At 71.6% G+C, this 25392-nt stretch carries 26 protein-coding genes; 9 read left to right on the plus strand and 17 right to left on the minus strand.

All coding sequences use genetic code 11. The features are described from left to right. Positions 1-71: 71 nt before the first annotated feature. Positions 72-770, minus strand: a complete 699-nt coding sequence (locus tag ACQPZQ_RS41685; RefSeq protein ID WP_433289991.1) for a GntR family transcriptional regulator — start codon at positions 768-770, stop codon at positions 72-74. A 135-nt stretch (positions 771-905) separates the two neighbouring features. Here ACQPZQ_RS41685 and ACQPZQ_RS41690 point away from each other — a divergent pair, with 135 nt between their 5' ends. The 6 genes from ACQPZQ_RS41690 to ACQPZQ_RS41715 all read left to right on the plus strand — a co-directional run bounded on the left by ACQPZQ_RS41690 (position 906) and on the right by ACQPZQ_RS41715 (position 6959). Beyond that, positions 906-1112, plus strand: a complete 207-nt coding sequence (locus ACQPZQ_RS41690) for a DUF4177 domain-containing protein (RefSeq protein ID WP_241040297.1) — start codon at positions 906-908, stop codon at positions 1110-1112. Positions 1113-1165: 53 nt separating this feature from the next. Continuing rightward, positions 1166-2419 (plus strand): PP2C family protein-serine/threonine phosphatase, encoded by a 1254-nt coding sequence (locus ACQPZQ_RS41695; protein ID WP_433289992.1) that lies wholly within the window; start codon positions 1166-1168, stop codon positions 2417-2419. A gap of 133 nt (positions 2420-2552) precedes the next feature. Further along, on the plus strand, positions 2553-3476 hold the full coding sequence (locus ACQPZQ_RS41700; RefSeq protein ID WP_433289993.1) for a 1,4-dihydroxy-2-naphthoyl-CoA synthase: 924 nt from the start codon (positions 2553-2555) through the stop codon (positions 3474-3476). Positions 3477-3535: 59 nt separating this feature from the next. Continuing rightward, positions 3536-4687, plus strand: coding sequence for an o-succinylbenzoate--CoA ligase (gene menE / locus ACQPZQ_RS41705; protein ID WP_433299639.1), 1152 nt, complete (start codon positions 3536-3538; stop codon positions 4685-4687). A gap of 115 nt (positions 4688-4802) precedes the next feature. Further along, positions 4803-6068 carry a hypothetical protein gene (locus tag ACQPZQ_RS41710; protein ID WP_433289994.1) on the plus strand — a complete coding sequence of 422 codons (1266 nt, stop codon included), beginning with the start codon at positions 4803-4805 and terminating at the stop codon, positions 6066-6068. Positions 6069-6077: 9 nt separating this feature from the next. Further along, positions 6078-6959: a 1,4-dihydroxy-2-naphthoate polyprenyltransferase gene (locus ACQPZQ_RS41715; RefSeq protein ID WP_433289995.1), complete on the plus strand. Its 882-nt coding sequence runs from the start codon at positions 6078-6080 to the stop codon at positions 6957-6959. On the opposite strand, the gene ACQPZQ_RS41720 is transcribed toward ACQPZQ_RS41715, so the two are convergent. Continuing rightward, on the minus strand, positions 6915-7274 hold the full coding sequence (locus ACQPZQ_RS41720; protein ID WP_433289996.1) for a DUF4229 domain-containing protein: 360 nt from the start codon (positions 7272-7274) through the stop codon (positions 6915-6917). The genes ACQPZQ_RS41715 and ACQPZQ_RS41720 overlap by 45 nt on opposite strands. 158 nt (positions 7275-7432) lie before the next feature. On the opposite strand from ACQPZQ_RS41720, the gene ACQPZQ_RS41725 reads away from it, so the two are divergent. Next, a complete protein-coding gene (locus tag ACQPZQ_RS41725; protein WP_169400036.1) occupies positions 7433-7660 on the plus strand; it encodes a BldC family transcriptional regulator in 228 nt (75 codons plus the stop codon). Between the two features lie 439 nt (positions 7661-8099). Here ACQPZQ_RS41725 and ACQPZQ_RS41730 read toward each other — a convergent pair whose 3' ends face one another. The 11 genes from ACQPZQ_RS41730 to ACQPZQ_RS41780 form a co-directional block, all read right to left on the minus strand. Continuing rightward, entirely contained in the window at positions 8100-9413 is a 1314-nt protein-coding gene (locus ACQPZQ_RS41730; protein ID WP_433289997.1) for an AAA family ATPase, read from the minus strand. 108 nt (positions 9414-9521) lie between these two features. After that, entirely contained in the window at positions 9522-10457 is a 936-nt protein-coding gene (gene ccsB / locus ACQPZQ_RS41735) for a c-type cytochrome biogenesis protein CcsB (RefSeq protein ID WP_433289998.1), read from the minus strand. Continuing rightward, positions 10457-12256: a cytochrome c biogenesis protein ResB gene (gene resB, locus ACQPZQ_RS41740; RefSeq protein ID WP_433289999.1), complete on the minus strand. Its 1800-nt coding sequence runs from the start codon at positions 12254-12256 to the stop codon at positions 10457-10459. Before resB ends, ccsB begins: the two co-directional genes overlap by 1 nt. Positions 12257-12258: 2 nt before the next feature. Then, positions 12259-13035 (minus strand): cytochrome c biogenesis CcdA family protein, encoded by a 777-nt coding sequence (locus tag ACQPZQ_RS41745; RefSeq protein ID WP_344725920.1) that lies wholly within the window; start codon positions 13033-13035, stop codon positions 12259-12261. A 99-nt stretch (positions 13036-13134) separates the two neighbouring features. After that, positions 13135-13710, minus strand: a complete 576-nt coding sequence (locus ACQPZQ_RS41750) for a TlpA family protein disulfide reductase (protein WP_241040288.1) — start codon at positions 13708-13710, stop codon at positions 13135-13137. Next, on the minus strand, positions 13707-14345 hold the full coding sequence (locus ACQPZQ_RS41755; protein ID WP_433290000.1) for a histidine phosphatase family protein: 639 nt from the start codon (positions 14343-14345) through the stop codon (positions 13707-13709). Before ACQPZQ_RS41755 ends, ACQPZQ_RS41750 begins: the two co-directional genes overlap by 4 nt. Before the next feature lie 58 nt (positions 14346-14403). Then, positions 14404-15750: a glutamate-1-semialdehyde 2,1-aminomutase gene (gene hemL, locus ACQPZQ_RS41760; protein WP_433290001.1), complete on the minus strand. Its 1347-nt coding sequence runs from the start codon at positions 15748-15750 to the stop codon at positions 14404-14406. A 48-nt stretch (positions 15751-15798) separates the two neighbouring features. Beyond that, positions 15799-16653: a hypothetical protein gene (locus tag ACQPZQ_RS41765; RefSeq protein ID WP_433290002.1), complete on the minus strand. Its 855-nt coding sequence runs from the start codon at positions 16651-16653 to the stop codon at positions 15799-15801. A 43-nt stretch (positions 16654-16696) separates the two neighbouring features. Continuing rightward, positions 16697-17188, minus strand: coding sequence for a DUF4282 domain-containing protein (locus ACQPZQ_RS41770; protein ID WP_433290003.1), 492 nt, complete (start codon positions 17186-17188; stop codon positions 16697-16699). Positions 17189-17299: 111 nt separating this feature from the next. Continuing rightward, entirely contained in the window at positions 17300-18280 is a 981-nt protein-coding gene (hemB, locus tag ACQPZQ_RS41775; protein WP_433290004.1) for a porphobilinogen synthase, read from the minus strand. Between the two features lie 176 nt (positions 18281-18456). Next, positions 18457-19032: a hypothetical protein gene (locus ACQPZQ_RS41780; RefSeq protein ID WP_433290005.1), complete on the minus strand. Its 576-nt coding sequence runs from the start codon at positions 19030-19032 to the stop codon at positions 18457-18459. Between the two features lie 102 nt (positions 19033-19134). On the opposite strand from ACQPZQ_RS41780, the gene ACQPZQ_RS41785 reads away from it, so the two are divergent. Together ACQPZQ_RS41785 and ACQPZQ_RS41790 are read left to right on the plus strand one after the other, a co-directional pair. Next, the gene (locus tag ACQPZQ_RS41785; protein WP_433290006.1) at positions 19135-19581 is read left to right on the plus strand and encodes a hypothetical protein; all 447 of its coding nucleotides are present in this window, start codon (positions 19135-19137) and stop codon (positions 19579-19581) included. Next, positions 19578-20375: a hypothetical protein gene (locus tag ACQPZQ_RS41790; protein ID WP_433290007.1), complete on the plus strand. Its 798-nt coding sequence runs from the start codon at positions 19578-19580 to the stop codon at positions 20373-20375. The genes ACQPZQ_RS41785 and ACQPZQ_RS41790 overlap by 4 nt, the downstream gene beginning before the upstream one ends. 167 nt (positions 20376-20542) lie before the next feature. Here ACQPZQ_RS41790 and ACQPZQ_RS41795 read toward each other — a convergent pair whose 3' ends face one another. The 4 genes from ACQPZQ_RS41795 to ACQPZQ_RS41810 are packed head-to-tail and all read right to left on the minus strand — an operon-like array spanning position 20543 to position 25168. Further along, positions 20543-22084 (minus strand): uroporphyrinogen-III synthase, encoded by a 1542-nt coding sequence (locus tag ACQPZQ_RS41795; RefSeq protein WP_433290008.1) that lies wholly within the window; start codon positions 22082-22084, stop codon positions 20543-20545. Next, positions 22084-23052: a hydroxymethylbilane synthase gene (hemC, locus tag ACQPZQ_RS41800; RefSeq protein ID WP_433290009.1), complete on the minus strand. Its 969-nt coding sequence runs from the start codon at positions 23050-23052 to the stop codon at positions 22084-22086. The genes ACQPZQ_RS41795 and hemC overlap by 1 nt, the downstream gene beginning before the upstream one ends. Then, complete coding sequence (locus tag ACQPZQ_RS41805; RefSeq protein WP_433290010.1) at positions 23049-24422, minus strand: glutamyl-tRNA reductase; 1374 nt, start codon at positions 24420-24422, stop codon at positions 23049-23051. Before ACQPZQ_RS41805 ends, hemC begins: the two co-directional genes overlap by 4 nt. Next, positions 24419-25168 (minus strand): redox-sensing transcriptional repressor Rex, encoded by a 750-nt coding sequence (locus tag ACQPZQ_RS41810; protein ID WP_241040277.1) that lies wholly within the window; start codon positions 25166-25168, stop codon positions 24419-24421. Before ACQPZQ_RS41810 ends, ACQPZQ_RS41805 begins: the two co-directional genes overlap by 4 nt. Positions 25169-25392 lie beyond the last annotated feature (224 nt).

Here is a 25392-nt window from a genome sequence, read left to right on the forward strand (position 1 = left end):
CCCAGCGCGTACCAGGGCCGACCGTGGCATGTGGCATGCCACTCGTCAATGCATTCGCACTCGACCATGGATCAGGGTCCGGTCCACCCCAGATCGACGTCGACGCTGCCCGGAGGCGCCCCCGCCTCCTGCGCGATGAGCAGCTCCGCGGTGCGCAGGAGGTGGGCCCGCATCGCCTCGGCGGCGCCCGCCACATCACGGGCGTCGATGCGGTCGAGCACCTCGCGATGCTCGGCCACGATGTCGTCGAGGCTGCGTGACCGGCTCACCGTCGAGACGCCGCGGCGCAGCACCATGTCCCTCAGCCCGTCGACGTACGTGGCGAGCCGCAGGTTTCCCGACGCCTGCAGCAGCACGAGGTGGAACCGGCGGTCGTGCTCCCACATCCGGTACTCGTTCCCGGCACGGGCAGCGCGCTCCATCGCCTGGTGGAGCCTGCGCAGCTCACGGCGGCCTGCCTCGTCGATCTGCCGGCACGCGCGACGTGTGGCCGGCACCTCCAGCAGCAGGCGCAGCGCGAAGACCTCCTCCAGGTCGTGCAAGGACGTCTGCAGCACCCGCACCCCGCGGTTGCGCTCGAAGCGGACCATGCCCTGCTGGGACAGCTTGATCAGCGCCTCCCGCACGGGCGTGCGCGAGACGCCGAGCTGCGTGGCCAGCGTCTGCACCGAGTGCAGCGTGCCGGGCTGCAGCTCTCCCGTGATGACGGCCGCGCGCAGCGCGTCCAGCACCTGGGCGTTGACCGACTCGGTCTGCCGGACCTGCTTCACCCCGCCGCCCCGGGGCGGGACGGGAGGGGCGCGTCCGCGGCCTGGGAGAGGGTTCGCACGGGAGGGATCCTGCCAGCGGCGGCACCCGGCCCGGGGCCCGTTCGCCGACTGACGAATTGCTGGCAATCTTGGATCATGGCGCGATACGAGTACCGGGTCCTGCAGCTGCGCGAGAGCCTCATCGGCGGGAAGCTCTCGGCCGACAAGCTGGAGAAGCTGCTGAACGACGAGGCAGCGCAGGGCTGGCAGCTCAAGGCCATCACGTCCACCGAGGTGAAGGGCCGGGTCGGCCCCGGCGGGGTGGACGGGCTCCTGGTCACGCTGGAACGTCCGGTGGGCTGACCGCCGCGGTCCGGTCCGGCCGGCAGGGCGTCCGCCCGCGCTAGGTTCGGGACGTGGTGGAACGCCTGGACCCCGGCTGGCACCGGGCGATACTCGACATACTCGCGGCCTCCCACCTGATCGCCGGCAACTCACTGGGCGACATGCTCGAGGCGGCTCTCGCCCCGCTGGACCTGCACCCGGAACTGTTCGTCGCCGATCGTGAGCAGGAGCATCTGCGCCCGCTGCGCGCCGGCGCAGGCGACCCACTGCGCATCGACGGCACGCTGGCCGGGCGGGCATACCAGCTCGGCGCGGTGCACGAGGGCGGCCACGACGACGGTCGCCGCCTGCTCTGGGTGCCGCTGATCGACGGTGCGGAACGCCTCGGGGTGTGCCGGGTGGTGCTGCCCGCCCACATGAACTCCACGGACCCTGTGCTGGCCGAGCACTGCCTGGCGGTCGCTGCGCTCGTCGCGCACCTCACGGTCTCCAAGGCCATGCAGAACGACGAGCTGGCCGTGGCCCGGCGCTCCCGGCCGATGTCGGTGGCCGGGGAACTGCTCTGGCAGCTCCTACCCCCGCTGACCGTCGGCGGTCAGGGGCTCGCGCTCGCCGCGGTGCTCGAACCCGCCTACGACGTCAGCGGCGACGCCTTCGACTACGCCGTCGCGGCGGCGCGTACCGACTTCGCGATCTTCGACTCCTCCGGCCACGACCTGAGCGCAGGCCTCACCACCTCGGTGACGCTCGCGGCCTCCCGCTCCGCCCGCCGGGAAGGCCACGGGCTGCCCGCCATCGCCCGCCGGATCGACGCCGCGCTCACCGAGCAGTTCAGCGACCACCGGTTCGTCACCGGCGTGCTCGCCCGGCTCGACCTGGAGTCGGGCCGGCTGCGCTACCTCGTGGCCGGGCACCCGCCCCCGGTGCTGCTGCGCAGGGGAAAGGCCGTGCGCACGCTCGACGCCGTGCTCCGTATGCCGTTCGGGCGGGTGGCGACGATGATGCCCCAGCCCGACGATCTCGGTGAGGAGTTCCTCGAGCCCGGCGACCGGATCCTGCTGCATTCCGACGGCGTGGTGGAGGCCAGGGACGAGACCGGCGAGGAGTTCGGCGTCGCCCGGCTCGTCGAGCTGGCCGAGCATGCCGCCGCAGCGCAGCTCCCGGCTCCGGAGACGTTGCGCCGCCTCGCCCATGCCGTGCGTGAGCACCGCAGAGGTGAGCTGCGCGACGATGCCACGCTCGTGCTCGTCGAGTGGTCCGGGAGTGCGGCGGAACGCCTGCTCGCGCACCTCGCCGACAACGGCCGGGACCGGCAGTCGCGCTGATCCGGTGCGTTGGACACCGGGCCGGCGCTGCGGGGTGTGAACCCGTGGGACGTGGCACCGATCACGGCCGGCACGCACCGTACGGGCAGGTGGCGGCTCCGGCCGGCGTGCGTCCCACATAGGGTCGGTGCTCGTGAACACCGCTGCCCCGTCCGAGCTGTTCGACCCCGCCGCCTGGCGGGTGGTCGAGGGCTTCGACTTCGCCGACATCACCTACCACCGGGCCGTGGCCGCCGGGCCGGAGGGCGGCACGGTGCGCATCGCCTTCAACCGGCCCGAGGTGCGCAACGCCTTCCGTCCCGGCACCGTCGACGAGCTGTACCGCGCGCTGGACCACGCTCGCACCACCCCGGACGTCGGGTGTGTGCTGCTCACGGGGAACGGGCCCTCTCCGAAGGACGGCGGCTGGGCGTTCTGTTCCGGCGGCGACCAGCGCATCCGGGGGCGCACCGGCTACCAGTACGCCTCCGGGGACACGGCCGACACCGTCGACCCTGCGCGGGCCGGTCGCCTGCACATCCTGGAGTGCCAGCGCCTGATCCGGTTCATGCCGAAGGTGGTGATCGCGGTCGTGCCCGGCTGGGCGGCGGGCGGAGGCCACTCGCTGCACGTCACGGCCGACCTCACGCTGGCGAGCGCCGAGCACGCCCGGTTCAAGCAGACCGACGCCGACGTGGGCTCGTTCGACGGCGGGTACGGCTCGGCGTACCTGGCGCGGATGGTGGGCCAGAAGTTCGCCCGCGAGATCTTCTTCCTCGGCCGCGAGTACTCGGCAGCCGACGCGCACCGGATGGGCATGGTCAACGCGGTCGTGCCGCACGCGGAGCTGGAGAAGGTGGCGCTGGAGTGGGCCAGGGAGATCAACGGCAAGTCGCCCACCGCGCAGCGGATGCTCAAGTACGCCTTCAACCTGCAGGACGACGGGCTGGTCGGCCAGCAGCTCTTCGCGGGCGAGGCCACGCGGCTCGCGTACATGACCGACGAGGCGGTGGAGGGCCGCGACGCGTTCCTGCAGAAGCGCGACCCCGACTGGTCCCCGTTTCCATGGCACTACTGAGCACACGCTCGTACGGGCCGTCGGGTTCACAGCGATAGCGAGGCAAACGGGTGAACAACCTGCGGATCGTGCCCGTGGACGGGTCGCCCGCCGCGGTCGCCGAACTCGCGGCCGCGCTCCGGGAGGCGCTCGACGGAGGCCCGGCCCTGCTGCCCCGGGCGCCCGGCTCCTCCGCGACGCCCACGGCTGCACCCGGGCCGGGCGTGGCGCTGGTGATCCCGACCTCGGGTTCCACGGGTGACCCCAAGTTCGTGGTGCTCTCGGCCGCGGCGTTGCGCGCGTCCGCCACGGCCACCGCGGATCGGCTCGGCGGGCCCGCGTCGTGGCTGCTCGCGCTTCCCGCCGAGCACGTCGCCGGGGTGCAGGTGATCGTGCGCTCCCTGCTCGCAGGATCAGCCCCGGTGCTGCAGGACCTGCGCGACGGCTTCCGGCCCGCCGACTTCGCGGCCGCCACCGGAGAACTCGCCGCCGGCAGGCGGTGCACCAGCCTGGTTCCCACCCAGCTCGCCCGGATCCTCGACGCCGGTGGCGCCGCTCTCGAAGCGCTGCGCAGCTACGACGCCGTGCTCGTCGGCGGGGCCGCCTTGGAACCCGCGCTGCGCTCCCGCGCCCGCGACGTGGGTGCACGGATCGTCACCACGTACGGCATGAGCGAGACGGCGGGCGGCTGCGTCTACGACGGCGTCCCGCTGGACGGGGTCGTGGTCGGCATCGACGAGAGCGGCCGGATCCGCCTGGGCGGCCCCACCCTCGCCGAGGGCTACCTCGGCGACCCTGCAGGGACCGCAGCGGTGTTCGGCGAGGGCTGGTTCAGCACCAGCGACCTCGGCCGGTGGCGCGACGGCCGGCTGGAGGTGCTCGGCCGCGCCGACGACGTGATCGTCACCGGCGGGAAGAACGTGGCGCCTGCCGCGGTGGAGCGCGTGCTGGTGGCGCAGCCCGGTGTGCGCGCAGCGTGCGTCGTCGGGCTGCCGGACGCGGAGTGGGGCCAGGTCGTGGCGGCGGCGTTCGTCGTGGACCCCCCGGACGGCGACGAACCGGCAGCGGCACGCCTCGACCGGCTCCGGGACGCGGTGCGCGATGAGCTCGGCCGGGCCGCGGTACCGCGGCTGCTGCGCACCGTGGCCGAGATCCCGCTGCGCGGCGTGGGCAAGCCCGACCGGCGCGCGGTAGCGGCCCTTCTCGCCGTGGAGCAGGTCCCGGGGAACTGACCCGGACAGGACCACTCCATCGTGGCCCTCACTCTCCGTTGATTGACCGCTACAGTTTCGTGATATGTGCTGCGCCTCGTAGACCACTCCAGTCACACGAGTAACAGGGAGCGCCATGCGTGGCCTGGTCGCGACGGCAGCACCACTGGCATCACTCGTCCTCGCGAGCGCACTATCGGCAGGTCTGGCGACACCGGCGGTCGCACAACCGGTGGCCATCGCCTCCTGGGCACCCGACCTCGCCACCGGCGATCCTGCGGGCGTCCGGATCGTCGGCGGGACCGTCCAGTTGGAGGGCACGGGTGCCTTCCTCGCCCCCGTCGAGGACGCACCGGTGCCCAGGGGCGCCGCCGCTGTGCCGACCGGGCTGCTCACGCTCCGGTCCCAGCAGCTACCCGCCCCGACGGACCAGGTCGTCGCCACCGTCGTCGGCGACGTGCCCGCCGGCAGCACGGCCGTCGTCGACGTGCGGGGCCGCCGCAGCAACGGCGGCTGGACCGAGTGGGTGCCCGCCCAGCCGGACCCCGATGCGCTGGTCGCGGAGCTGCCCGAACCCTCGTCCGAGGTGCAGGGCAGGCTCGTGCTCGCAGGCCCGCCGGGCGCCGGACCCACCGTTCGCAGTGTCACCCTCACTGCCCGGCCCGCCACGAGGCCGCTCGCCGCGCCCGTCGGCGAGCACGGCGCGCTCCAGTTCCGCGTGTTCGCCACCCGCGAAGGCCTCGTCGGTGGCACGACGGCGAACGGGCACGTGATCACAGAACGCGACCACTTCGTCGCCCTGCCGTCGCGGCGCGGGTTGTCGCCCCGCGACACCAGCGACTACTCGGTCAAGGTCTGCGCGCCGAACGGCCGCTGCGCGTTCGCCCCGGTCTGGGACGTCGGGCCGTGGAACACGCGGGACGACTACTGGAACCCCGAGGACGTCCGCCAGGAGTGGACCGACCTCGCCCAAGGCCTGCCACAGGCCCAGGCCGCGTACAAGGAGGACTACAACGACGGGAAGGACCAGTCCGACCGGGAGGTCCTCAACCCCGCAGGCATCGACCTCGCCGACGGGCTCTTCTGGGACGCCCTCGAACTCGACGACAACGCGTGGGTCACGGTGGACTACCTGTGGACCGGCTCCGAGCGTCTGTCCAAGGTTGTCGGCACCCCGAAGGTGCTGGCGGCTCCGCACGCGGGCGCCGAGGTGACCGGGATCGTCGCGCAGCAGGCCATGGTGCCCGTGCAGTGCGCCGTCGGCCAGGGGACGGACCGGTGGCTGCGCATCGGCACCGCCGAGTACCTCGACGCGGCGGCGGTGCCCGACCTGGGAGCGGTGACGGCCTGCACGACGGGAGCCGCCGGTGCACCGGTGAACACCGGCACCCCAGCCGGATAACGTTTGCCCGTGGCCACCATCGCGCAATGGATCGAGGGCGCACGCCCCCGCACCCTGCCGACCGCCGTCTCCCCCGTCCTCGCCGGCACGGGCGCGGCGATCGGCGCAGGCGTCGTCGCGCCGGGGCGCGCCGTGCTCGCGTTGATCGTCGCGGTGGCGCTGGTCGTCGGGGTGAACTTCGCGAACGACTACTCCGACGGCATTCGCGGCACCGATGACGAGCGGGTCGGCCCGTTGCGGCTGGTGGGGTCGAAGGCCGCCGAACCGGCAGCGGTGCGGACCATCGCGATCGTCGTTCTCTCGATCGCAGCACTGGCCGGGCTCACGCTGGTCTCACTCAGCCAGCAGTGGTGGCTGATCGCCGTCGGCGCCCTCTGCATCGCAGGGGCGTGGTTCTACACCGGCGGGAAGCGGCCCTACGGCTACTCCGGCCTGGGCGAGGTGGCGGTCTTCGTGTTCTTCGGCCCCATCGGGGTACTGGGAACGGTGCTCACGCAGAGCGGTCCGCCCGGGCCCCTCGCGATCGTCACAGCCGTCGGAGTGGGCATGGTCACATGTGCGGTGCTGGTTGCAAACAACCTGCGGGATATCCCAACAGACACTGTTGTGGGTAAGCGCACGCTCGCGGTCGTGCTGGGCGACACCGACACCCGCCGCCTGTACGTCGCACTCGTGACCGTGCCACTGCTGTTGTCGCTGCTAGCGGGCCTGCGCAGCTGGCCGATGCTGCTCGGTTTGCTGACTCTGCCGCTCGTTGTGATGCTGGCGCGCGAGGTCCTGAGCGGGGCATCCGGTCGTAAACTGATTCGCGTGTTGTCCCAAACGGGCATTCTCCTGCTCGCCTGGTCAGTCCTCACGGGAATCGGGCTGGCGCTCGGGCAGGTCGCCTGAGCCCGGTGCGGCGGGGAGATCCCCCTCACCACGCAGCCGCGCCCGCAATGCGGAACGCTCTCTCGACCGCCGACTACGGCTCTCCGACAGCGCCGTGTCGAGGCGGCTGCGCAGTCCGCGGAAGAGCACCATGGACAACGGCAGGGCGACGATCAGGCCGATGAGCAGCGCAATCAGGAACGGCGTGCCCGTCAGGAGCATGATCGCCGTCACGATGGCAACGAGACCGAGCCGGGCCAGCGCGTAAAGCCCTACGGTGGCAGCGAGACCCAGTCGCTGCCCCGCGGGGGGGTGCCCGGTGGGTGGCGAGGTCATATCGTGAGCCTACGTCCGCCGGATGGCGACGCGTTGCGGTGTCCGATTCGTGTCCGGTTCGTCCTTGAAGAGCCCTTTACCTCCGGACAACCGTTCGAGTACGTGGGGTCCCAGGTGTCACGATGGCCCGGAAACGCCCCGCGGCTCTGGAGGTCCACATGACAATCACGACGACTCAGGCCAGCAGCAACGAGCGCCTGCTCACCCCTGGCGAGGTGGCGGCTCTCTTCCGCGTCGATCCCAAGACCGTGACGCGTTGGGCGTCCGCCGGTCGGATCGGTTCCATCCGCACTCCCGGCGGACACCGTCGCTTCCGGGAGTCGGAGGTGCGGAGCATGCTGGCCGACCTCACCAGTGAGGCCACGTTACCGCCGTCGCGCCCCTGAGCGCCCTGGTAGTAGCTGTGCGCGTGACGGTGCGGACAGCAATCAGGCTCTCCGCCACCCTGACGCCTCTGCTCCGCTAACCTCGACGCCGGAGGTGGTTGGAGTGTTGTTCCTCATCGCGTTCGTCGGCGCCGCGGTCATCGCTCTGGTGCTGTGGAAAGCGATGAGCACCAGCAGTTCGCAGGTTCCGCAACCCCCTCGCCGGCCCATCACGGGTTCCGGGAGGCCACGGGTCAGCGGTCCTGATGATGACCCCGACTTCCTTCGTCAACTCGACGAGAGAGTCCGGCGACGGGACGACCCTCCCGGCGCCTGAGCTGGCACCCCGGCCCTTGCGGCCGGGGCGCTCCGGCTCACCACCACTGAACGACGTCGCTCATGAAGCGGCGGTGAAACCCATCAGGCGGCGGCCTGTGGCACTGCGGCCACCGGACCGCCGTCAGACCGAGGCACCTTCGAAGGCATCCGCCACCGCAGCACCGAGCTGCAGAAGCGCAAGCCGCGTCGCAGGCGCCAGACGGTCCAGATCCACCTCCGCACCCTCCTCGAGATGAGGGTCGTACGGAACTCGCACCACTGCTCGGCAACGTGCCGCAAAGTGCTCAGCCACCCGGTCCAGGTCGACGCCGCCCGAGGACCGGTGCACGGAGTTGAGTACCGCCACGGAGTTCCGTACCAGGTCACCGTGCCCGTGCGCGTCGAGCCAATCCATCGTTGCGGACGCGCTGCGTGCCCCGTCGATCGATCCCGACGACACGATGATCAGTTGGTCGGCCAGGCCCAGCACGCCGTACATGGCGGAGTGCATGAGTCCTGTGCCGCAGTCGGTGAGCACGATGTTGTAGAAGTGCTCGAGCAGCGCGATGGTGCGCCGGTAGTCCTCTTCGCTGAATGCTTCGGAGACTGCTGGGTCCTGCTCGCTGGCCAGTACCTCGAGGCGCGACGGTCCTTGCGACGTGTATGCGCGCACATCCGTGTAGCGACGCACCCGCTGCGCGTCCCGCAACAAGTGGCGCACGGTGGCGCTGGTCTCCAGCGGGATCTTCTGGCTGAGCGTCCCGCGGTCGGGATTGGCGTCCACCGCAACCACGCGATCGCCGCGAAGTGAGGCGAACGTCGCACCGAGGGTGGCAGTCACGGTGGTCTTTCCGACCCCGCCCTTCAGGCTGAGCATCGCGATCTTGTAGCAGCCGAGTAAAGGCTTGTTGAGTCGAGCGGTGAGTTCGCGCCGTCGAACGTCGGAGGGGCTCTCACCCGGGTTGATCAAACGCCCGGACATCTTGTAGACCGCCAGGCGCCACCCGGACTGCGGGGGGCGCGGAGTCTGACGCAGCAGGCGGGCCGACGAGAGGTCCGTCGTTTCCTGATGACGCTGGTCCGACCCGCTACGCGCCTGTTGCGCCTCCTGCGCAGCCACAGCGGCGGGATCGGTCCATCCGCGGCTACGCGGGCCCGCCCCGCTCGAGCGCCACGGATGCGGAGGCGTGGCCTGCGCGTCGGACGGCCGGTCCCCGCCGGGAACCGCATGGCCCCACGGCATCCCGGCGGCGGCGCCGGAACCGTTGGGCGAGGCATCCGCCGGCGCGGCGGGCATCACCGGTGCGGAGGTCGGCCCCGGCGGGTCGGGTTCCGGCACAGCCGGGTTTCCGGAGGGAGGCGTGCGGCTGGGGAGGGTGCCCCAGCGCTCGCGTACATAACGACCCACGGAGCCGTCCGGGTAGTCGCGATCGTCCCCGGGGCTACGCTCCGTCATTCGACATCCCACCAGGCCGACCGCTGATCACCTGCACAAAGGCCGACGGTAGTCGCGCTCATGCGTCCGGTCGAGCCACACGCGCCAGTGCGAGTGTTACGAGTCCGATCAGCCGAGTCCGGCATAGGAATGCAAGCCGGAAACCACCATATTGATGAAGAAGAAGTTGAAGACGATGGCGGCGAAACCGGCGACGTTCACCCATGCCGCCGGGCCGTTACGCCAGCCTGCCGTGGCGCGGGCGTGCAGGTACGCGGCGTAGATGACCCAGGCCACGAATGCCACGGTCTCCTTCGGGTCCCAGCCCCAGAACCGGCCCCATGCCGCCTCAGCCCAGATCGCGCCGGCCATGATCGCAAATGTGTAGAGCGGGAAAGCGACGATGGTGACGCGGTAGGCGAGCCGGTCGAGCGCGTCGGCGCTCGGCAGTTTGTCGGCGAAGTCGGCCAGGCGACCGGACCGCCGCAGCAGGAACAGCAGGCTGGCCACGCCGGGCACCATCAGCAGGCCAGAGGCGATGCTGACCGTGGTGACGTGCACCACCAGCCAGTACGACTGCAGCGCGGGCATCACGGGCGCGGCAGGCGCGTACAACACCGTGCCGCCGAGGAACAACAGGATCACCACGGGCAACAGCACGAAGAGCCCGACAGGGCGTGCTGCCGGCGACCGGCGCAGCATCACGAGCCACGCCACGATCGCCGCGAGGCAGATCGCCGAGGTGAACTCGTACATGTTGCCCAGCGGCCAACGCTGGGCGGCGAGCCCGCGCAGGACGATCGACGCGGCATGCAGCACGGCCCCGAGCACGACGAGCGACACGCCCATCCGCCCGAAGCGCTCGGCCCGGCTGCGGCCGGCGGGGGCGTCCGGCCGGGGCTCGTCGGACCTCGTGTCGAGTGCCGGACCGCCGGCACCCACCAGTACCGCCTTCGCGGATCTCTGCACCGCGTACTCGGCGCCGTGCAGAACCATCGCGAGCACGTAGACGCTGACGGCCGCCATGAAGAGGCGATCGCTGTAGAGGGCGAATTCGGAGAGCATCAGCCGTCCTTCGCTGCCGTGACCGAGCCGTCGGCGGCGGAATTGTCGCCGAGCGAACTGCCGCTGTGGGAGGCGTCCTGACGGGAGTCGCCTGCGGGAAGATCCTCGCCGGGAGAATCGAGCCCTGGGGAATCGTCGTCCGAAGAATCAGTTGCCGGGGAATCACCGGTCTGGGCATCAGCCGCCGGGGAATCGCCATCGGCCGGGCCACCCAGGAGATCCGCGCGGATGCGGTCGAACTCCTCGCCGTAGCCCGCCCGGTCGGTGCGGGCGAGGCCACCGATCTCCACGACCGTCCGGGTGCCGTCCGCGGTGGGGACGAGCCTGGCCCAGAAGCGGCGCCTCCGGATGCTCAGCGACAACCCCAGCCCGACGAGCATGAGCACGGCGAACACGAGCACGGCGTCCTGCCCCGGGTCATGGCTGACCTGCAGGGACACCCACTTCTGCACGCTGTCGAAGCGCACGGTGGTGCCGTCGTCGAGCGTGACCGACTGGCCCGGCACGAGGTTCGTGCGCACGATCCGCTTGAGCGCACCGGAGTCGATCTGGCTCTGGTCCACCTCGAAGATCGACTGACCGCGCCCGTCGTCGAGCCCGAGGTCCCCGCGGTACACGTCGATCGCGACCTCTGGGTCGTCGAGCGCCGGGAACACCGACGTGACGACGTTGCCCCGCGAGCTCGTGGGCGCGAGCAGTCCCGTGATGGCGAGCTGACTGGAGCGGCGCTGCTGCTCGTCGGTGACGCCCGGCGGCTCGAACTTGGTGGCGCCCTCCGACAGCATCGTGTTCTGGTCGACGGCCTTCCACTGGATCTCGCCGGTGCGCTGCTGCCCGTTGGGGAACGTCACCGTGAACTTCGGCGCGTACCCGTTGCCGAGCAGGTAGACGCGGCTGCCGTCCAGGCGCAGCGGATGGTTGACCTCGAGCTGGTAGGGCCGCCACTGGTTCACGTGACCGGACTGCAGGTCGGCCGTGGTCTGGTAACCGATGGCGGCGCGGTAGCTCTCGGCTTGCCCGTTCGGCTGGTAGGTGGCGTCGAAGTCGTTCACCTGCACGCAGAACGGCGTGAGATTCGTGCCGTCCACTCGCAGGCCGGCCTGGAAGGAGTCGTAGCCGAGGATGCCGGTGTTGCAGAACTGCCCGCCGCCCGACATCACGATGACCTGGCCCTCGTACCCGTACAGCTTGCCGCCGGCGAACCCGACGAGCAGTCCGATGAGGCTCAGGTGGAACAGCAGGTTGCCGGCCTCACGCAGGTAGCCCTTCTCCGCAGAGATCGTGCGACCGGAGCCGGCTTCCTTCTCCGTCCTGCGCCAGCCACGCAGCCTGCCGCGCACCCGCTCGGCGGCCTCGTCCGGGGAGAGGTCGAGGGTGGCGGTGGCGTGGTGCGGCAGCCGGGCGAGGTTGCGCGGCGTCGCGACGGGTGCGGCGCGCAGGCCCTTCGCGTGCTCGATGGTCCGGGGAAGGACGCAACCGACCAGCGACACCATCAGCAGCAGGTAGACCGCGGCGAACCACGGCGCCGCGAAGACGTCGAAGAAGCCGAGGTGAGACAGCAGCGGCGCGATCGTCGGGTGGTCGGTGAAGTACTGGTCGACGAGCTGCTGGTTGAGCGAGCGCTGCGGCAGCAGCGCGCCCGGCAGCGCACCCAGCGCGAGCAGGAACAGCAGGATGAGCGCCGTCCGCATCGACGTGAGCGCCCGCCAGGCGTTGCGCAGGATCGCGATCCACCCGTTCGCCGGCCGCGGGTCGCCCTTCTCCGGGGGGCGAGTCGCCAGTTCCGTCGAGGTCGCCATCGTCAGATCACCGGGGTGAAGCCGGCAACGGAGGTCTGCAGCTGGGCGAGCAGCCCGTCCCACAGACCGCTGACGAGCAGCAACCCGACGGCCAGCATGAGCGCCCCGCCGGCGATCTGGATCGCACGTGTGTGGCGGCGCAACCAGCCGAGGGCGCGCACGGCCCGCGCCGCCCCGAGCGCGATCAGCACGAACGGCACGCCGAGCCCGGCGCAGTAGGCCACCGTGAGGACGACGCCGCGTAACGAGCCACCGCCGGTGCCTGCGGCCACCGCGACGACCCCGGCGAGCGTCGGGCCGATGCACGGCACCCAGCCCAGGCCGAACACCGCACCCAGCAGGGGCGCTCCCCAGATCCCGAGCCGCGGCACCCAGTGCACCCGGCGCTCGTTCTGCAGCACGGGGATGAGCCCGACGAACGCCAGCCCCATCACGATCATGACGATGCCACCGACCCGCTGCAGTACGCCCTGGTTGGCCACCAGCGCGTCGGACAACCAGACGACGCCGACGAGAATGGCTCCGAAGACGACCGTGAACCCGGCCACGAACAGCGCCGCCGCCCCGGCCACCCGCCATCGCCCGCTGCGTTGCTCCCGCGCCTCGGCGAGCGTGGCAGGCGGGGAGTCGGCGCCCACCAGCCCCGCGAGATACGCGAGGTATCCGGGCACGAGGGGCACGACGCACGGAGACGCGAAGCTCACGGCCCCCGCCAGCACGGCGACGGCGACCGCGAGCAGCAGCGGGCCGGAGACCGCGAGGGTGGTCGTGGGGTCCATCGACCACGAGCGTAGGCCCGGCGCCCGGCGCCGCGCGCACCGGGTTCTACAACGTGTAGTGAATCAACGGTTTCGAACCGTTCCGACCGGGTGACCGATTCAGGCCTGCTCGGCCTGCAGACGCTTCACCAGCGGGGCCAGCTCGCTCACCCGGATCGACGTCAGATACACAGCAGCCACCCTGCCCTGCGGGTCGATCACGATCGTGGACGGCACGGTGTTGCGGGGGTAGCCGCTCAGCGCGGCGAGGCTGCGGCCGGGGGGATCGAAGATCGAGTCGAACGTGATGCTCCGGTCACGGACGAAGTCGGTGGCCGCGGACCGGTCGTCCCGGACGTCGATACCGAGTACGACGGCCCCCGTCTGGTCCTGCAGGCTCTGCAGCTCGGGCGCCTCCACCCGGCACGGGCCGCACCACGAGCCCCAGATGTTGAGCACCACGACCTTGCCGTGGTAGTCGCTCACCCCGACGGTCTGACCGTCGTGCAGCAGGCTCGGTCCGCTGATCGCGGGCGCCCGGCCGCGGCTCGACGGCGGGTCGTACAGGATCGTGGTCTGCCCGCCAGGTGCGACGAACTCGAAGTTCGTGCCCTCGTCCACCGCATCCTTCGTGGTGGAACACCCGGCCACCAGCAGCAACAGGGCTGCGGCCACGGCGATCGCGATCCGTCTCATGCGCCGGTCACCGTTGGGCTGCTGCCGCCGGCGGGCTCGCTGTACTGCAGCTGGGTCAGCTCGGTGCCGACGAACACCAGCGACGTCAGGGACGCGAGTGCGCACTGGCGGCGACGGGGGTCGTGCCAGAGCCGTTGGCCGGTGACGAACCGGCGCAGCGTCCAGATCGGCAGCTGATGCGAGACGCACACCGCCTCGTGTCCCTCCGCCTCCGTGCGCGCGCTGTGCACCGCGGCGAGCATGCGGTGGGCGATGCGCAGGTACGGCTCACCCCAGGAGGGCGTGAAGGGGTCGCGCAGGAGCGGCCAGTACCGCGGCACGCGCAGCGCCCCGCCGCCGACCGAGACCGTCTTCCCCTCGAAGCGGTTGTCCGCCTCGATCAGCCTCTCGTCGGTGATGACCTCCAGGCCGTGGGCGGCCGCGACCGGCGCGGCGGTCTCCTGCGCACGCTGCAACGGCGAGGCGTGCACGACCGTGATGTCGGCGTCGGCGAGCGCCTTGGCCACGATCTCGGCCTGGTTGTGCCCGTGCTCGGAGAGGTGGAACCCGGGCAGCCTGCCGTAGAGGATCCCGCTGGGGTTGTACACCTCGCCGTGGCGCAGCAGATGCACGACGGTGCGCACTCCGCTGCTCACGCGCCGGCCCTCGCCGTGGCCTGCCCCGTCACGACCGCGATGGCGGAGCAGCGGTGCCTCACTGTGCTGCCTCCGCCGGAGGGGTGGCCGTCGCCGCTGCCTTGGCCGCCGCCGGCAGGGCTGCCTCGATCACGGAGAAGGCGTCGTCGTCGAGCGCCGCCGAGACGAACCACGCCTCGAACGGGCTGGGGGGCGGGTACACCCCCCGCTCCAGCAGCGCGTGGAAGAACGCCGGGAACCGCCACGTGGCTGCGGCCTGCGCCCCCGCGTAGTCGTGCACCTCGTCGTCGCTGAAGAACACCGAGAGCAGGTTCCCCGCGAACTGGACGCGGTGGGGCACCCCCTCGGCGCGCAGCGCGTCGCCGATCATCGTGCCGAGCCGGGCCGCGTGCGCGTCGAGCGCCGCGTAGACGTCGGCGGTGGCGTTGCGCAGGGTGGCCAGACCGGCGGCGACGGCCACGGGGTTACCCGACAGCGTCCCCGCCTGGTACACCGGCCCGGCGGGCGCGAGGTGCGACATGAGCGCGGCCGGACCGCCGAACGCGGCCGCGGGCAACCCGCCCGACATGACCTTGCCGAAGGTGTAGAGGTCGCCCGCCACCCCGTCGAGGCCGAACCAGCCGCCGGGCGACACGCGGAATCCGGTCATCACCTCATCGACCACGAGCAGGGCGCCGTGGGCATGGCAGATCTCGCGGAGCCCGGCGTTGAAGCCCGGACGTGGCGCGATCGCGCCCATGTTCCCGGCCGCGGCCTCGGTGATGACGCAGGCGATGTCACTACCGCGCTCGGCGAACACAGCGCGGACGGCGTCGAGGTCGTTGTAGGGCAGCACCACCGTGTCGGCGGCCTGGGCCCCGGTGACCCCGGGGCTGGTCGGCAGGCCCAGCGTGGCGACGCCGGAGCCGGCCTGTGCCAGCAGCGCGTCAACGTGTCCGTGGTAGCAGCCTGCGAACTTCACGATCACCCGGCGACCGGTGATACCACGCGCGAGCCGGATCGCGCTCATCGTCGCCTCGGTACCCGAGTTGACCAGCCGCACCTGCTCCACGGGGTCGACCCGGGAGATGATCTCCTCGGCTAGCTCGATCTCGGCCGGCGTCGGGGCGCCGAAGGACAGACCGTCGGCCGCTGCGGAGCGGACGGCCTCGACCACGGCCGGATGCGCGTGGCCGAGGATCATCGGTCCCCATGAGCTGACGAGATCGACGTAGCGGTTGCCGTCGGCGTCGGTGAGCCACGGACCGGTGGCGGAGACCATGAAGCGTGGCGTGCCGCCGACCGAGGTGAACGCCCGCACCGGGCTGTTCACCCCGCCGGGGATCGCGGCGCAGGCCCGTTCGAAGAGGCGGCCTGAGGTGCCGGCGCCGGTATCGGTGATGGACGAGGTAGGCGAGCTTCCCACGGCCGCCAGTCTTGCACCGCGTCGTGCTCGAAGTGGCAGGGGTGCGGGTCAGCGGCGTCCGGCGAAGAACTGACGAGCGTCCGGCGTGTAGAGGACGACGGTGCCTGCGATCGACAGGATCGTGACGACCAGCATGAACAACAGGCTGGCGTTGTCGCCGCCGAGTCCGGAGAAGACGGTGCTCAGCGCCAGGAGCGTGAACCCCACCGTCATGATCGTCAGGATGATCCGGGCCCAGTTGTGTCCGATGAAGGCGAGCACGGCGAACCCGATGTAGAGCGCGGCGACGGCAAGGAGGACCCCGCCCGCGACGCGGATGATCTCGGCGACCGAGACGCCGGCCTCCTCGATCTGGCGAAGCTGCTCGGGATCGAAGGCCTGCGCCCCGTTGTCCGCCGCGACCAGCAGCACGAGTCCGATGCCCAGGAAGGGCAACGCGCTGAGGATCACGAACACCAACGACAGGATCATGATCCTGGGACGCTCGACGGGAGCGGTGTCGGCCTCGTCGAGCCCGGCCGGGTAGGGCGTGCTGTACGGGTTGTACGCGTAGCCGCCCTGCCCGCCCGGGTAGGGCTGGCCGCCGTAGGGGCCGGGCTGGTTGTACGGGTTGTACTGACCCGGCTGCCCGTACTGGCCCGGCTGCCCGTACTGACCGGGCTGCGCGCCGTACTGGCCGGGCTGCCCGTAGTACGGACCCGGCTGGCCCGCCTGCTGGCCGTACGGGTCGTACTGACCCGGCTGACCGCCGTACTGGCCGGCGGGGGGCGCGCCGTACTGGGCGCCCTCCGCCTGGCTCTCGGACGGCGCAGGTTGCTGCGTGCCGTCCGCACGGTCGTCGCGGTGAGGACCGCCCTCAGGCTTCTGGTCCCCACGCCCGGGATCGGACGGTGTGCTGCTCACGGCGTTACCGTAGGGCCGGTCCGATTCGCTGTCCACGCAGGTCTCAGCGCCGGTGGTGGATGTCCTCCGACATCCGGACCACGGCGTAGTAGAACTCGAGCGTGATGCGGAACAGCGTGAGGTAGAACAGCGCGACGATCGCACCGAGGATCAGCACGAGCAGCCCGGGGCCGACGCCCTGCACGAAGCCTGCGATGACGAACCCGATGTAGGCGAGCCCCAGAAGCACCAGGCCGACCACATAGATGATCTTCACGACCGACGGCGTGGCGAAGTGGTTGAACCCGAAGTCGAACAAGGCCGCGAAGAACCCCTTGGCCTGCGCCTGCGGGCTGTTGCCGGGCCCCGGTCCTGGCCCTGGCCCCGGCCCGTACGCCGAGGGGTCGCCGTAAGGCGGCTGGCCGGGAGGCGGACCCCACCCCTGCGGAGGCTGCTGGCCGTACCCTCCCGGGTACGGCGGCTGCTGCCCCCCGGACCAGCCCTGGCCGCCGGGCGGCTGGGGCTGATCGCCGGGGTTGCCGGGGTCGTACGTCATTGCGAGCCTCCACGATCGGTCACGAGGGTCGCGATCGTATCGCCCGCTTGGTCGCATTCAGGTTTCTATCGGCCGTATTGAGCGTTGCGAAGCGGTCACGGCCCCGCAAGTTCACTCCGTAGTGAGACGCCCCGCCACCTCCGTGGCCCAATAGGTGAGCACGATGTCGGCACCGGCCCTGCGGATCCCGGTGAGCGTCTCGAGCACCGTGCGGTCGCGGTCCAGCCAGCCGTTCGCCGCGGCGGCCTCCACCATCGCGTACTCCCCGGAGACCTGGTAGGCGGCCACGGGCACGTCGGCCGTCTCCGCCACGGCGCGCAGCACGTCGAGGTAGGCGAGCGCGGGCTTGACCATCACCATGTCGGCGCCCTCCTCGAGGTCGAGCGCGAGCTCGCGCAGCGCCTCCCGCACGTTGGCGGAGTCCTGCTGGTACGTCTTGCGGTCGCCCCGCAGCTGGGACTCGACCGCCTCGCGGAACGGGCCGAAGAACGCCGAGGAGTACTTCGCCGTGTAGGCGAGGATGCCGGTGTCGACGTGGCCTGCGGCGTCGAGCGCCTCGCGGATGGCTCCGACCTGGCCGTCCATCATCCCGCTGGGGCCGAGCAGGTGCGCCCCCGCCTCGGCCTGCGCCACGGCCATCTCCGCGTAGACGGCGAGCGTGGCGTCGTTGTCCACGCGGCCCTCGGCGTCCAGCACTCCGCAGTGGCCGTGGTCGGTGAACTCGTCGAGGCAGGTGTCGGCCATCAGCACGGTGGCATCCCCGACCTCGGCTCGGAGATCGCGAAGGGCCACGTTCAGCACCCCGTCGGGGTCGACGCCCGCGGAACCCGTGGCGTCCCGGCGCTCGGGCACGCCGAAGAGCATCAGCCCGCCCACCCCGGCGGACACGGCTTCGGTGGCCGCCTTCCGCAGCGAGTCGCGGGTGTGCTGGACGACTCCGGGCATCGACGCGATGGGAACCGGCTCGTTCGCGCCCTCCTTGACGAACATCGGCAGCACGAGGTGACGGGGTCGCAGGTCGATCTCGGCGACGAGCCGGCGCAGGGCCGGAGTGGATCGCAGTCGCCGCGGCCGATGAGCTGGGAAGGCCATGAAGCCAGGCTACGACCCGGCGGCGGACCGCCGGCAGGCGCGGGCAGAAGAAATGCTGTGTCCGCGAGCGTCGCTCATTCCTCCGGTGGCGCTCCCGCCACGGCGGGCAAAGGTGCGAGGCATCCGCTACGTACGGCCCGGAGCGGGGAGATCACCCAGGCCGCCGCACCGGCTCGTCAGGGACGAACTCGGCTCCGCGCGGGCACTCCCTCGCCGCGGGTCCAGGAGCACCGCAGGGCGGCCGCGACCGTCCACCCGAGGAGTCCTGCGACGAGGCCGAAGGCGAGGTGGAAGCCCACCTTCGTCGCGAGCCCCGAACCGAACCCGACGAGCGCGCCGCCGACTCCGACCGCGCCCAGCAACGGGGCGACGAGCGCGACGAGGTGGATCGGCGATGCCGCGAGCGCCAGCAGCACCGGATGGCGCCGAACGATGGGGATGGCCAGTGTCGCGTCCAGGAGGATCGCTGCGGCGAGATACCGCGGGTCGCCCACGGTGCTGCCCAGCGCGAAAGTGAGCACGGTCGAGGCCGCACCGACGGCAGTGACCACACCGGGCCGGCGGACCGACAGCGCCACGGCGGCGAGCAGCGTCAGCCAGATCAGCCCTCGGTGACCGGGCAGCCCGACGGGTATGCGCAGGTCGGCCACCGCCACGATCCCAGCGACGGCGACGAGCGGCAGTGCGAGATCTCGAGCGCGATCCGCTGCCCGGCTACCGCTCGAGACGGCCGGCACAGCCCAGGACTTCATGTCGGCAGCATAGCTCCCGATGACCATGATAGAACCGCACCTGCGAACCCATTTCGCATGTAACCCCTCATATATGAGGACTGAACTCCAAAGGAGTCGCGGATGCGGCGGAGTTACACAGCGGTGGTCGGCCTTGTTCTGGCAGCGGCCCTGGTCGCATGCGGATCTGCCGGCACCGGTGGAGGCGCCGGTGGCGACGAGTCGAGCAACGGAGCCGTGGTGATCCGGGACGGCGACCGGGAGCTCGCCCGGTTCGATCTCGCCGCGCTGCAGACACTGCAGCAGGTGGACGTGGACACACCCCAGTCGGCGGGCGACCAGGTCCAGACCGGCCCGACCATCCGTAGCGTTCTCGACAAGGCCGGAGTGGCGGACGTGTCGGTGCTGCGGGTGGAGGGTCGCGATCCCGCCCAGACCCTGTCCGCCACGGACCTCGCCGCGCGGCCGATCCTCGCCGTGACCAACCGCGGCACCGTCAAACTCGCGGGCGCGGACCTGCCCACGAACCGGTGGGTGCGCGACGTGACCGCTCTGGTGGCGAACCCGTGACCAGCGGAAGAGCACTGCTTGGCGTCGACCTGCTCATCGGCATCGACGACACCGACGACCTCACGAGCCCGGGTACCGGCCGGCGTTGCCGGCAGCTGATCGCGGAGCTGGAGGAGGCGGAGCTCGGCAGCGCGGCGGGCGCCACCCGTCATCAGCTACTGGTCGACCCGCGTATCCCCTACACGTCCCACAACTCCAGCGCGTGCATCGCATGGCGCAGCCTGGCCACTGATCCCGCGGCCGTGGTGCCCGCTGTCGTCGAGATCGCCGGGAGGTTCCTCGAGCGAGTCTGCCCACCCGCTGCCGACCCAGGGCTGGCCGTGGCGGTCCTTCCTGACCTGCCCGAGGGCAGCAGCCGGCGGGAGCAGCTCGTCGAGTTCGGTCGACGGGCGAAGCGCGAGGTGCTGGTCACGGCGGGCGCGCGGACGCTGGCGGCGGAGACGGGCGTGCACCTGAGCGGTCACGGCGGCACGCAGGACGGCGTACTGGGCGCGCTCGCCGCCGTGGGCCTGCATCTCTCCGGTGGCGACGGGCTGTTTCTGTTCATGCCGGGGATCCGCGAGATCAGCGGCGACATGACCGCCGGCAGCCTGCTCGACCTCGTCTCGATCGACCAGGTCCGCGACCACCAGCAGCAGGAACCTACGGCGGGCGAGCTCATCGAGCTCGGCGACTGGGTACGCCCCGTCCTGCTCGGCGGCCAGGCGGTCCTGCTGGTGGAGCCACCGGTCGTCGACCCGGACGGGCGCAGGCGGTGGCGGACCGTCCCACGGTCGGTGGTCAAGAACTACTGAGCGCCCGTCCCGCGTCGGGCCGGCAAATGCGGGCGCGCCGCTACAGCGGGCAGATGCACGGGTAGCCGGTGAGCCCGGCTCGGATCGTCCGGGATATCTAGCTGATGTGACCGCGAGCGGCGGCACTTCCGCTCGACCTGTCGGGCGGAAGTGCCGCTCACTCGGGCTCAGCGGCGGCGGGCCTTCGCCTTCTTCGGGGGCGGAAGGGCACCCTCGGCACGGAGCCGGGCAGCGTGTGCCGCCAGGGCGTCGACCAGGGCAGGCACGCGCGCCTCGTCGGGCTGCACGTCGACGCGCAGGCCGAACTCACGGGCCGTCTCGGCCGTCTGCGGGCCGATGCACGCGACGATCGTGCGAGCGTGCGGCTTGCCGGCGATGCCGACCAGGTTGCGCACCGTGGACGACGAGGTGAAGCACACCGCGTCGAACCCGCCGGTCTTGATCGCCTCGCGGATCGGGGCGGGCGGCGGCGCCGCGCGGACCGTGCGGTACGCGGTGACGTCGTCGATCTCCCATCCGCGGTCGCGCAGACCGGCGGCGAGCGTCTCAGTGGCGATGTCGGCGCGCGGCAGCAGCACGCGGTCGACCGGGTCGAGCACGTCGTCGTAGGGCGGGAAGATCGACAGCAGCCCCTCGGACGAGGACTCCTGCGACTCCTCCACCGACGGCACCAGCTCGGGCACGATGCCGAAGCTGCGCACCTTCTCGGCGGTGGCCGCGCCGACGCAGGCGATCTTGACTCCGGAGAAGGCGCGGGCGTCGAGACCGAACTCGGCGAACTTCTCCCACACCGCGCGCACGGCGTTGGTGGAGGTGAACACCACCCACTGGTAGCGGCCGTCCACCAGCCCCTTGACCGCCCGCTCCATCTGCGTGGGCGACCGCGGCGGCTCGACGGCGATCGTCGGCACCTCCTCCGCGGTGGCGCCGTGCACGGCCAGCCGGTCGCTCATCGCTCCGGCCTGGTCCTTGGTACGGGGCACCAACACGCGCCACCCGTACAGCGCGCGCGACTCCCACCAGGACAGCTCGTTGCGCAGCCCGACCTCGGGGCCGACGGTGACCACCAGCTGGCCCTCGAGATCGGCCGCCTCGGCGGCCATCGTGGCCAGCGTCGCCTGCACCGTCCGCTGCGTGGTGGCGGTGCCCCCCGCGGTGACGGCCACCGGTGTCTGCGCGGCGATCCCGTTCTCGGTGAGGGCGCCCACCACCTCCGACAGGTGCGACGGGGAGGCGTGCAGCACCAGCGTGCCCGGTGCCGCGGCGAGCCGGGGCCAGTCGACGCCCGCGCGGACGTCGGCCTCGATGTGCGCCGACCCCAGCGGCACGCCTGCGTAGGCCGGAACGGCGGTGCCGGCAGGCACACCGGGCACGACGTCGAACGGCACGTCGGCGGCAGCCACCGCGATGGCCTCCTGCACCACCGAGTCGACGGTCAGCGGGTCGCCGCTGACCAGCCGCGTGACGGTACGGCCGGAGCGGGCCTCGGAGACCAGGTCGCGGGCGACGTCGGCCGGTTGGCCGACCGCCGGCCGCACCTCGGCGCCATCGGCGACCAGGCCCAGGATGATCTCGGGGACATCCGGATCGGTGATGACCAACGGCGCATTCGCGAGAGCCTCGCGCGCGCGGACGGTCAGCAGGCCGGGATCGCCGGGGCCACTGCCCACGAAGGCGACCCGTCCCGGGGTACTCGGTGCTCGGTTCATCAGATCTCCCGATCCAGCTGTTCTCCGAGGGCGGAGAAGCCCCCCATGTCGAGAAGCTCGGCGGCCAGGGCCGCTCCGAGCTTCTCGGCGTCGTCCATGTTTCCGGTGACGGAGGCGCGCAACAGGCCTCCGTCGGTCGTGCCGATGACGGCCCGCAGCGACAGGCGGTCCACCGCGCGTCCGTCCTCTTCCTCGCCGTTCGGTCCGGCGATCGGTTCCCAGTCGGACACCACGTCGGCCAGTGCGGCGACCGGCGCGCTGCACCCTGCTTCCAGCGTGGCGAGCACCGCGCGCTCCGCAATGACGGCGGCCCGGGTGAACTCGTCGTCGAGCGCCAGTGCGAGCGCACGACCAAGCTCCAGGTCGTCGGCCCGGCACTCGACCGCGAGTGCACCTTGGGCCGGGGCGGGAAGCATCTGTAGTGGGTCGAGCAGCTCGGTGGCCTCGTCGATGCGCCCGAGCCTGCGCAGCCCGGCCGCGGCCACGACCACGGCGTCGAGCTCGCCCGAGTGCACCTTGCCGACGCGCGTGTCGACGTTGCCACGGATCGGCACGACCTCGATGCCGAGACCCAGCGCGTCGAGCTGCGCCCGCCGCCGCGCCGCCCCCGTGCCCACCCTCGCCCCGGGCGGCAGCTCGCCGAGCACCATCCCGTCGCGGGCGACCAGTGCGTCGCGGGGGTCCTCCCGCGGAGGCACCGCCGCCAGGTGCAGCCGGCGGTCGGGCGCGGTCGGCAGATCCTTGTAGGAGTGCACGGCCACGTCGACCTGGCCGCTCACCAGCGCTTCGCGCAGCGCGGACACGAACACGCCCACGCCGAGCTCGGCGACCGGGACCATCGACCGGTCGCCCGACGTGGACACCTCCACCAGCTCGACGTCGTACCCGGCCGAACGCAGCCGCTCCGCGACCAGAGTGGACTGCGCCAGTGCGAGAGTGCTGGGCCGCGTACCGATACGAAGAGTCATCCGGTCGCCTCCTCCGGACCTGCCGGCTCGGTACGAGCCTCCAGGGCGGCGATCACGTCACCGCTGCGCTGGAGGGCCACAGCGGCAGGCGTCTGGGGGTCGAGCTCGAACAGAGCGCGCAGCGCAGCGGCGTAGCTGTCGCCGTCCGGCCCCTCGGCCAACCGCTTCACCTGCACCGTCGGGGTGTGCAGGAGCTTGTCCACCACACGCCGCACGCTCTTGGTGAACTCGTCGCGCACCCGGGCGTCCAGGTCAGGGAGGCGGGAGTCCAGCCGCAGCAGCTCGGCGTCGATCACTTCCGATGCGCGCCTGCGCAGTGCCGTGACGGTGGGCGTGACCTCGGCGGAGCGCTGTGCGGCCAGGTAGGCCTGCGCCTCCTCGGCCACGAGCTCTTGAGCGGCGGCCACGGCCGCGCCGCGCGGGCCGTCGGAGAGCCTGCGCTGCAGGGCCACCAGGTCGATCACCGTGACGCCGGGGAGAGCGGCGACCGCCGCGTCCACGTCGCGGGGCAGACCGAGGTCGCAGACGGCGAGCGGGCGCGCGGACCGGCCGGCGACGGCATCCGCCACGGTGGCCTCGTCGACCACGGTGCCGACGGCGCCGGTGCAGGCGATCATGAGGTCGGCGTCCACCAGCTCGCCGGCGAGGGCGTCGAGTCCACCGGCCCGGGCCGGGGTGCCCTGCGCTGCGGTGTTCTCCGCGAGACGGGCGGCGCGCTTCGGCGAGCGGTTCAGCACGACGATCTCGGCGGCCTCCGCGCGCCGCAGGTGGGCAGCGGCCAGCGAGCCCATCGCGCCCGCGCCGACGACGACCGCCCGGCGGCCCGCCAGGCTCCCCCCGAGCGCGGCAGCGGCGTCGGCAAGAGCCTCGGACACGACGGAGGCGCCCGCTGAGTCGATGCCGGTGCTCGCGTGCACCCGCTTGCCGACGCGGAGCGCCTGCTGGGCCAGCTCGTGCAGAACGCGGCCGACGGTGCCCACCTTGTCGGCGGCGGCGTACGCGTTGCGCAGCTGCCCGAGGATCTGCGCCTCGCCGACGACCATGGAGTCGAGCCCGGCGGACACGGCGAACAGATGCTGCACGGCCGACCCCGCGTAGTGCACGTACACGTGCTCGGTGAGCTCCGGCAGCGGCATCCCGGCGTGCCGGGACAGCACTGCGGAGACGTCGGCGAGACCGCCGTGGAACGCGTCGACGACGGCGTAGACCTCGATGCGGTTGCACGTGGAGAGCAGCACGGCCTCGGACACGTGTGTGGCGCGCAGCATCTCGTCGAGCAGCTTGGGTACCTCGTCCGCCACCACAGCGGCTCTCTCCAGCACCTCCACCGGAGCGCTGCGGTGCGAGAGACCAACTACCAAGACGCTCACGTGAGCATCCCTCCGGAACCGTTCGTCGCGTGTCCGTTGACCTGGCCGTCGAGCACGGCCCCGTCCTGCTGGGCCAGGCGTCTGCGTGCCACGTGGAACGCCAGGATCTGGAGCTCGACGGCCAGATCGACCTTGCGGATCTCGACCTCCGGTGGCGCCTGCAGCACCACCGGGGCGAAGTTGAGGATGCAGCGGACGCCGCTGCCGACGAGCAGGTCGCACACGCCCTGGGCGGCCGGCCCGGGAGTGGCGATCATGCCGATGGTGACCCCGCGTTCCGCACAGATCTGCGGGATCGACCGGACGTGCTCGACGATGATGCCGTTGATGTGGATCCCGACGAGGTCGGGATCCACATCGAACAGTGCCGTGACCGGGAACCCGCGGCCGCCGAATCCGGTGTAGCCCGCGAGCGCGTGGCCGAGGTTTCCCACCCCGACCAGCGCGACGGCCTGCAGGTGGTCCAGGCCGAGTGTGCGCTCGAGCTGGCGGACCAGCGCGGAGATCTCGTAGCCGACACCGCGGATGCCGTAGGAGCCGATGTAGGAGAGGTCTTTGCGCAGCTTGGCCGGGTTCACCCCGGTGACGCCGGCCAGCTCGTCGCTGGAGACCGTCTCCGCGCCCTGCTCGGCGAGCTCGCCGAGCATCCGGAGATAGAGGGCGAGCCGCGCGACACTGGCCTCGGGAATGGCCCGCAGCCCCGCGGCGGCTGCGTCCTCGGAGCCGGCCTGCGGCGGCTTCGTCACGCTCACGTCTCCTCGATGGTGCTGTACTCGGATTTCTTGCTGCGTACTCGGGCGACCGAACCACACACCCACGGGCCGATGCACCCGGCCGAGTACCCCGGGATCGGGCGTTGACGGCGACTGGAATACACGGTAGTCGCTTGTGAAGGCACGCACAAAGTTGCGATCTTGAACCTGGTCGTGCTCGGGTGGGTGTTCGGCACGTCACGACCGGTAGTCGCCCC

Source organism: Pseudonocardia sp. CA-142604 (assembly GCF_050948475.1).
Classification (GTDB): domain Bacteria; phylum Actinomycetota; class Actinomycetes; order Mycobacteriales; family Pseudonocardiaceae; genus Pseudonocardia; species Pseudonocardia alaniniphila.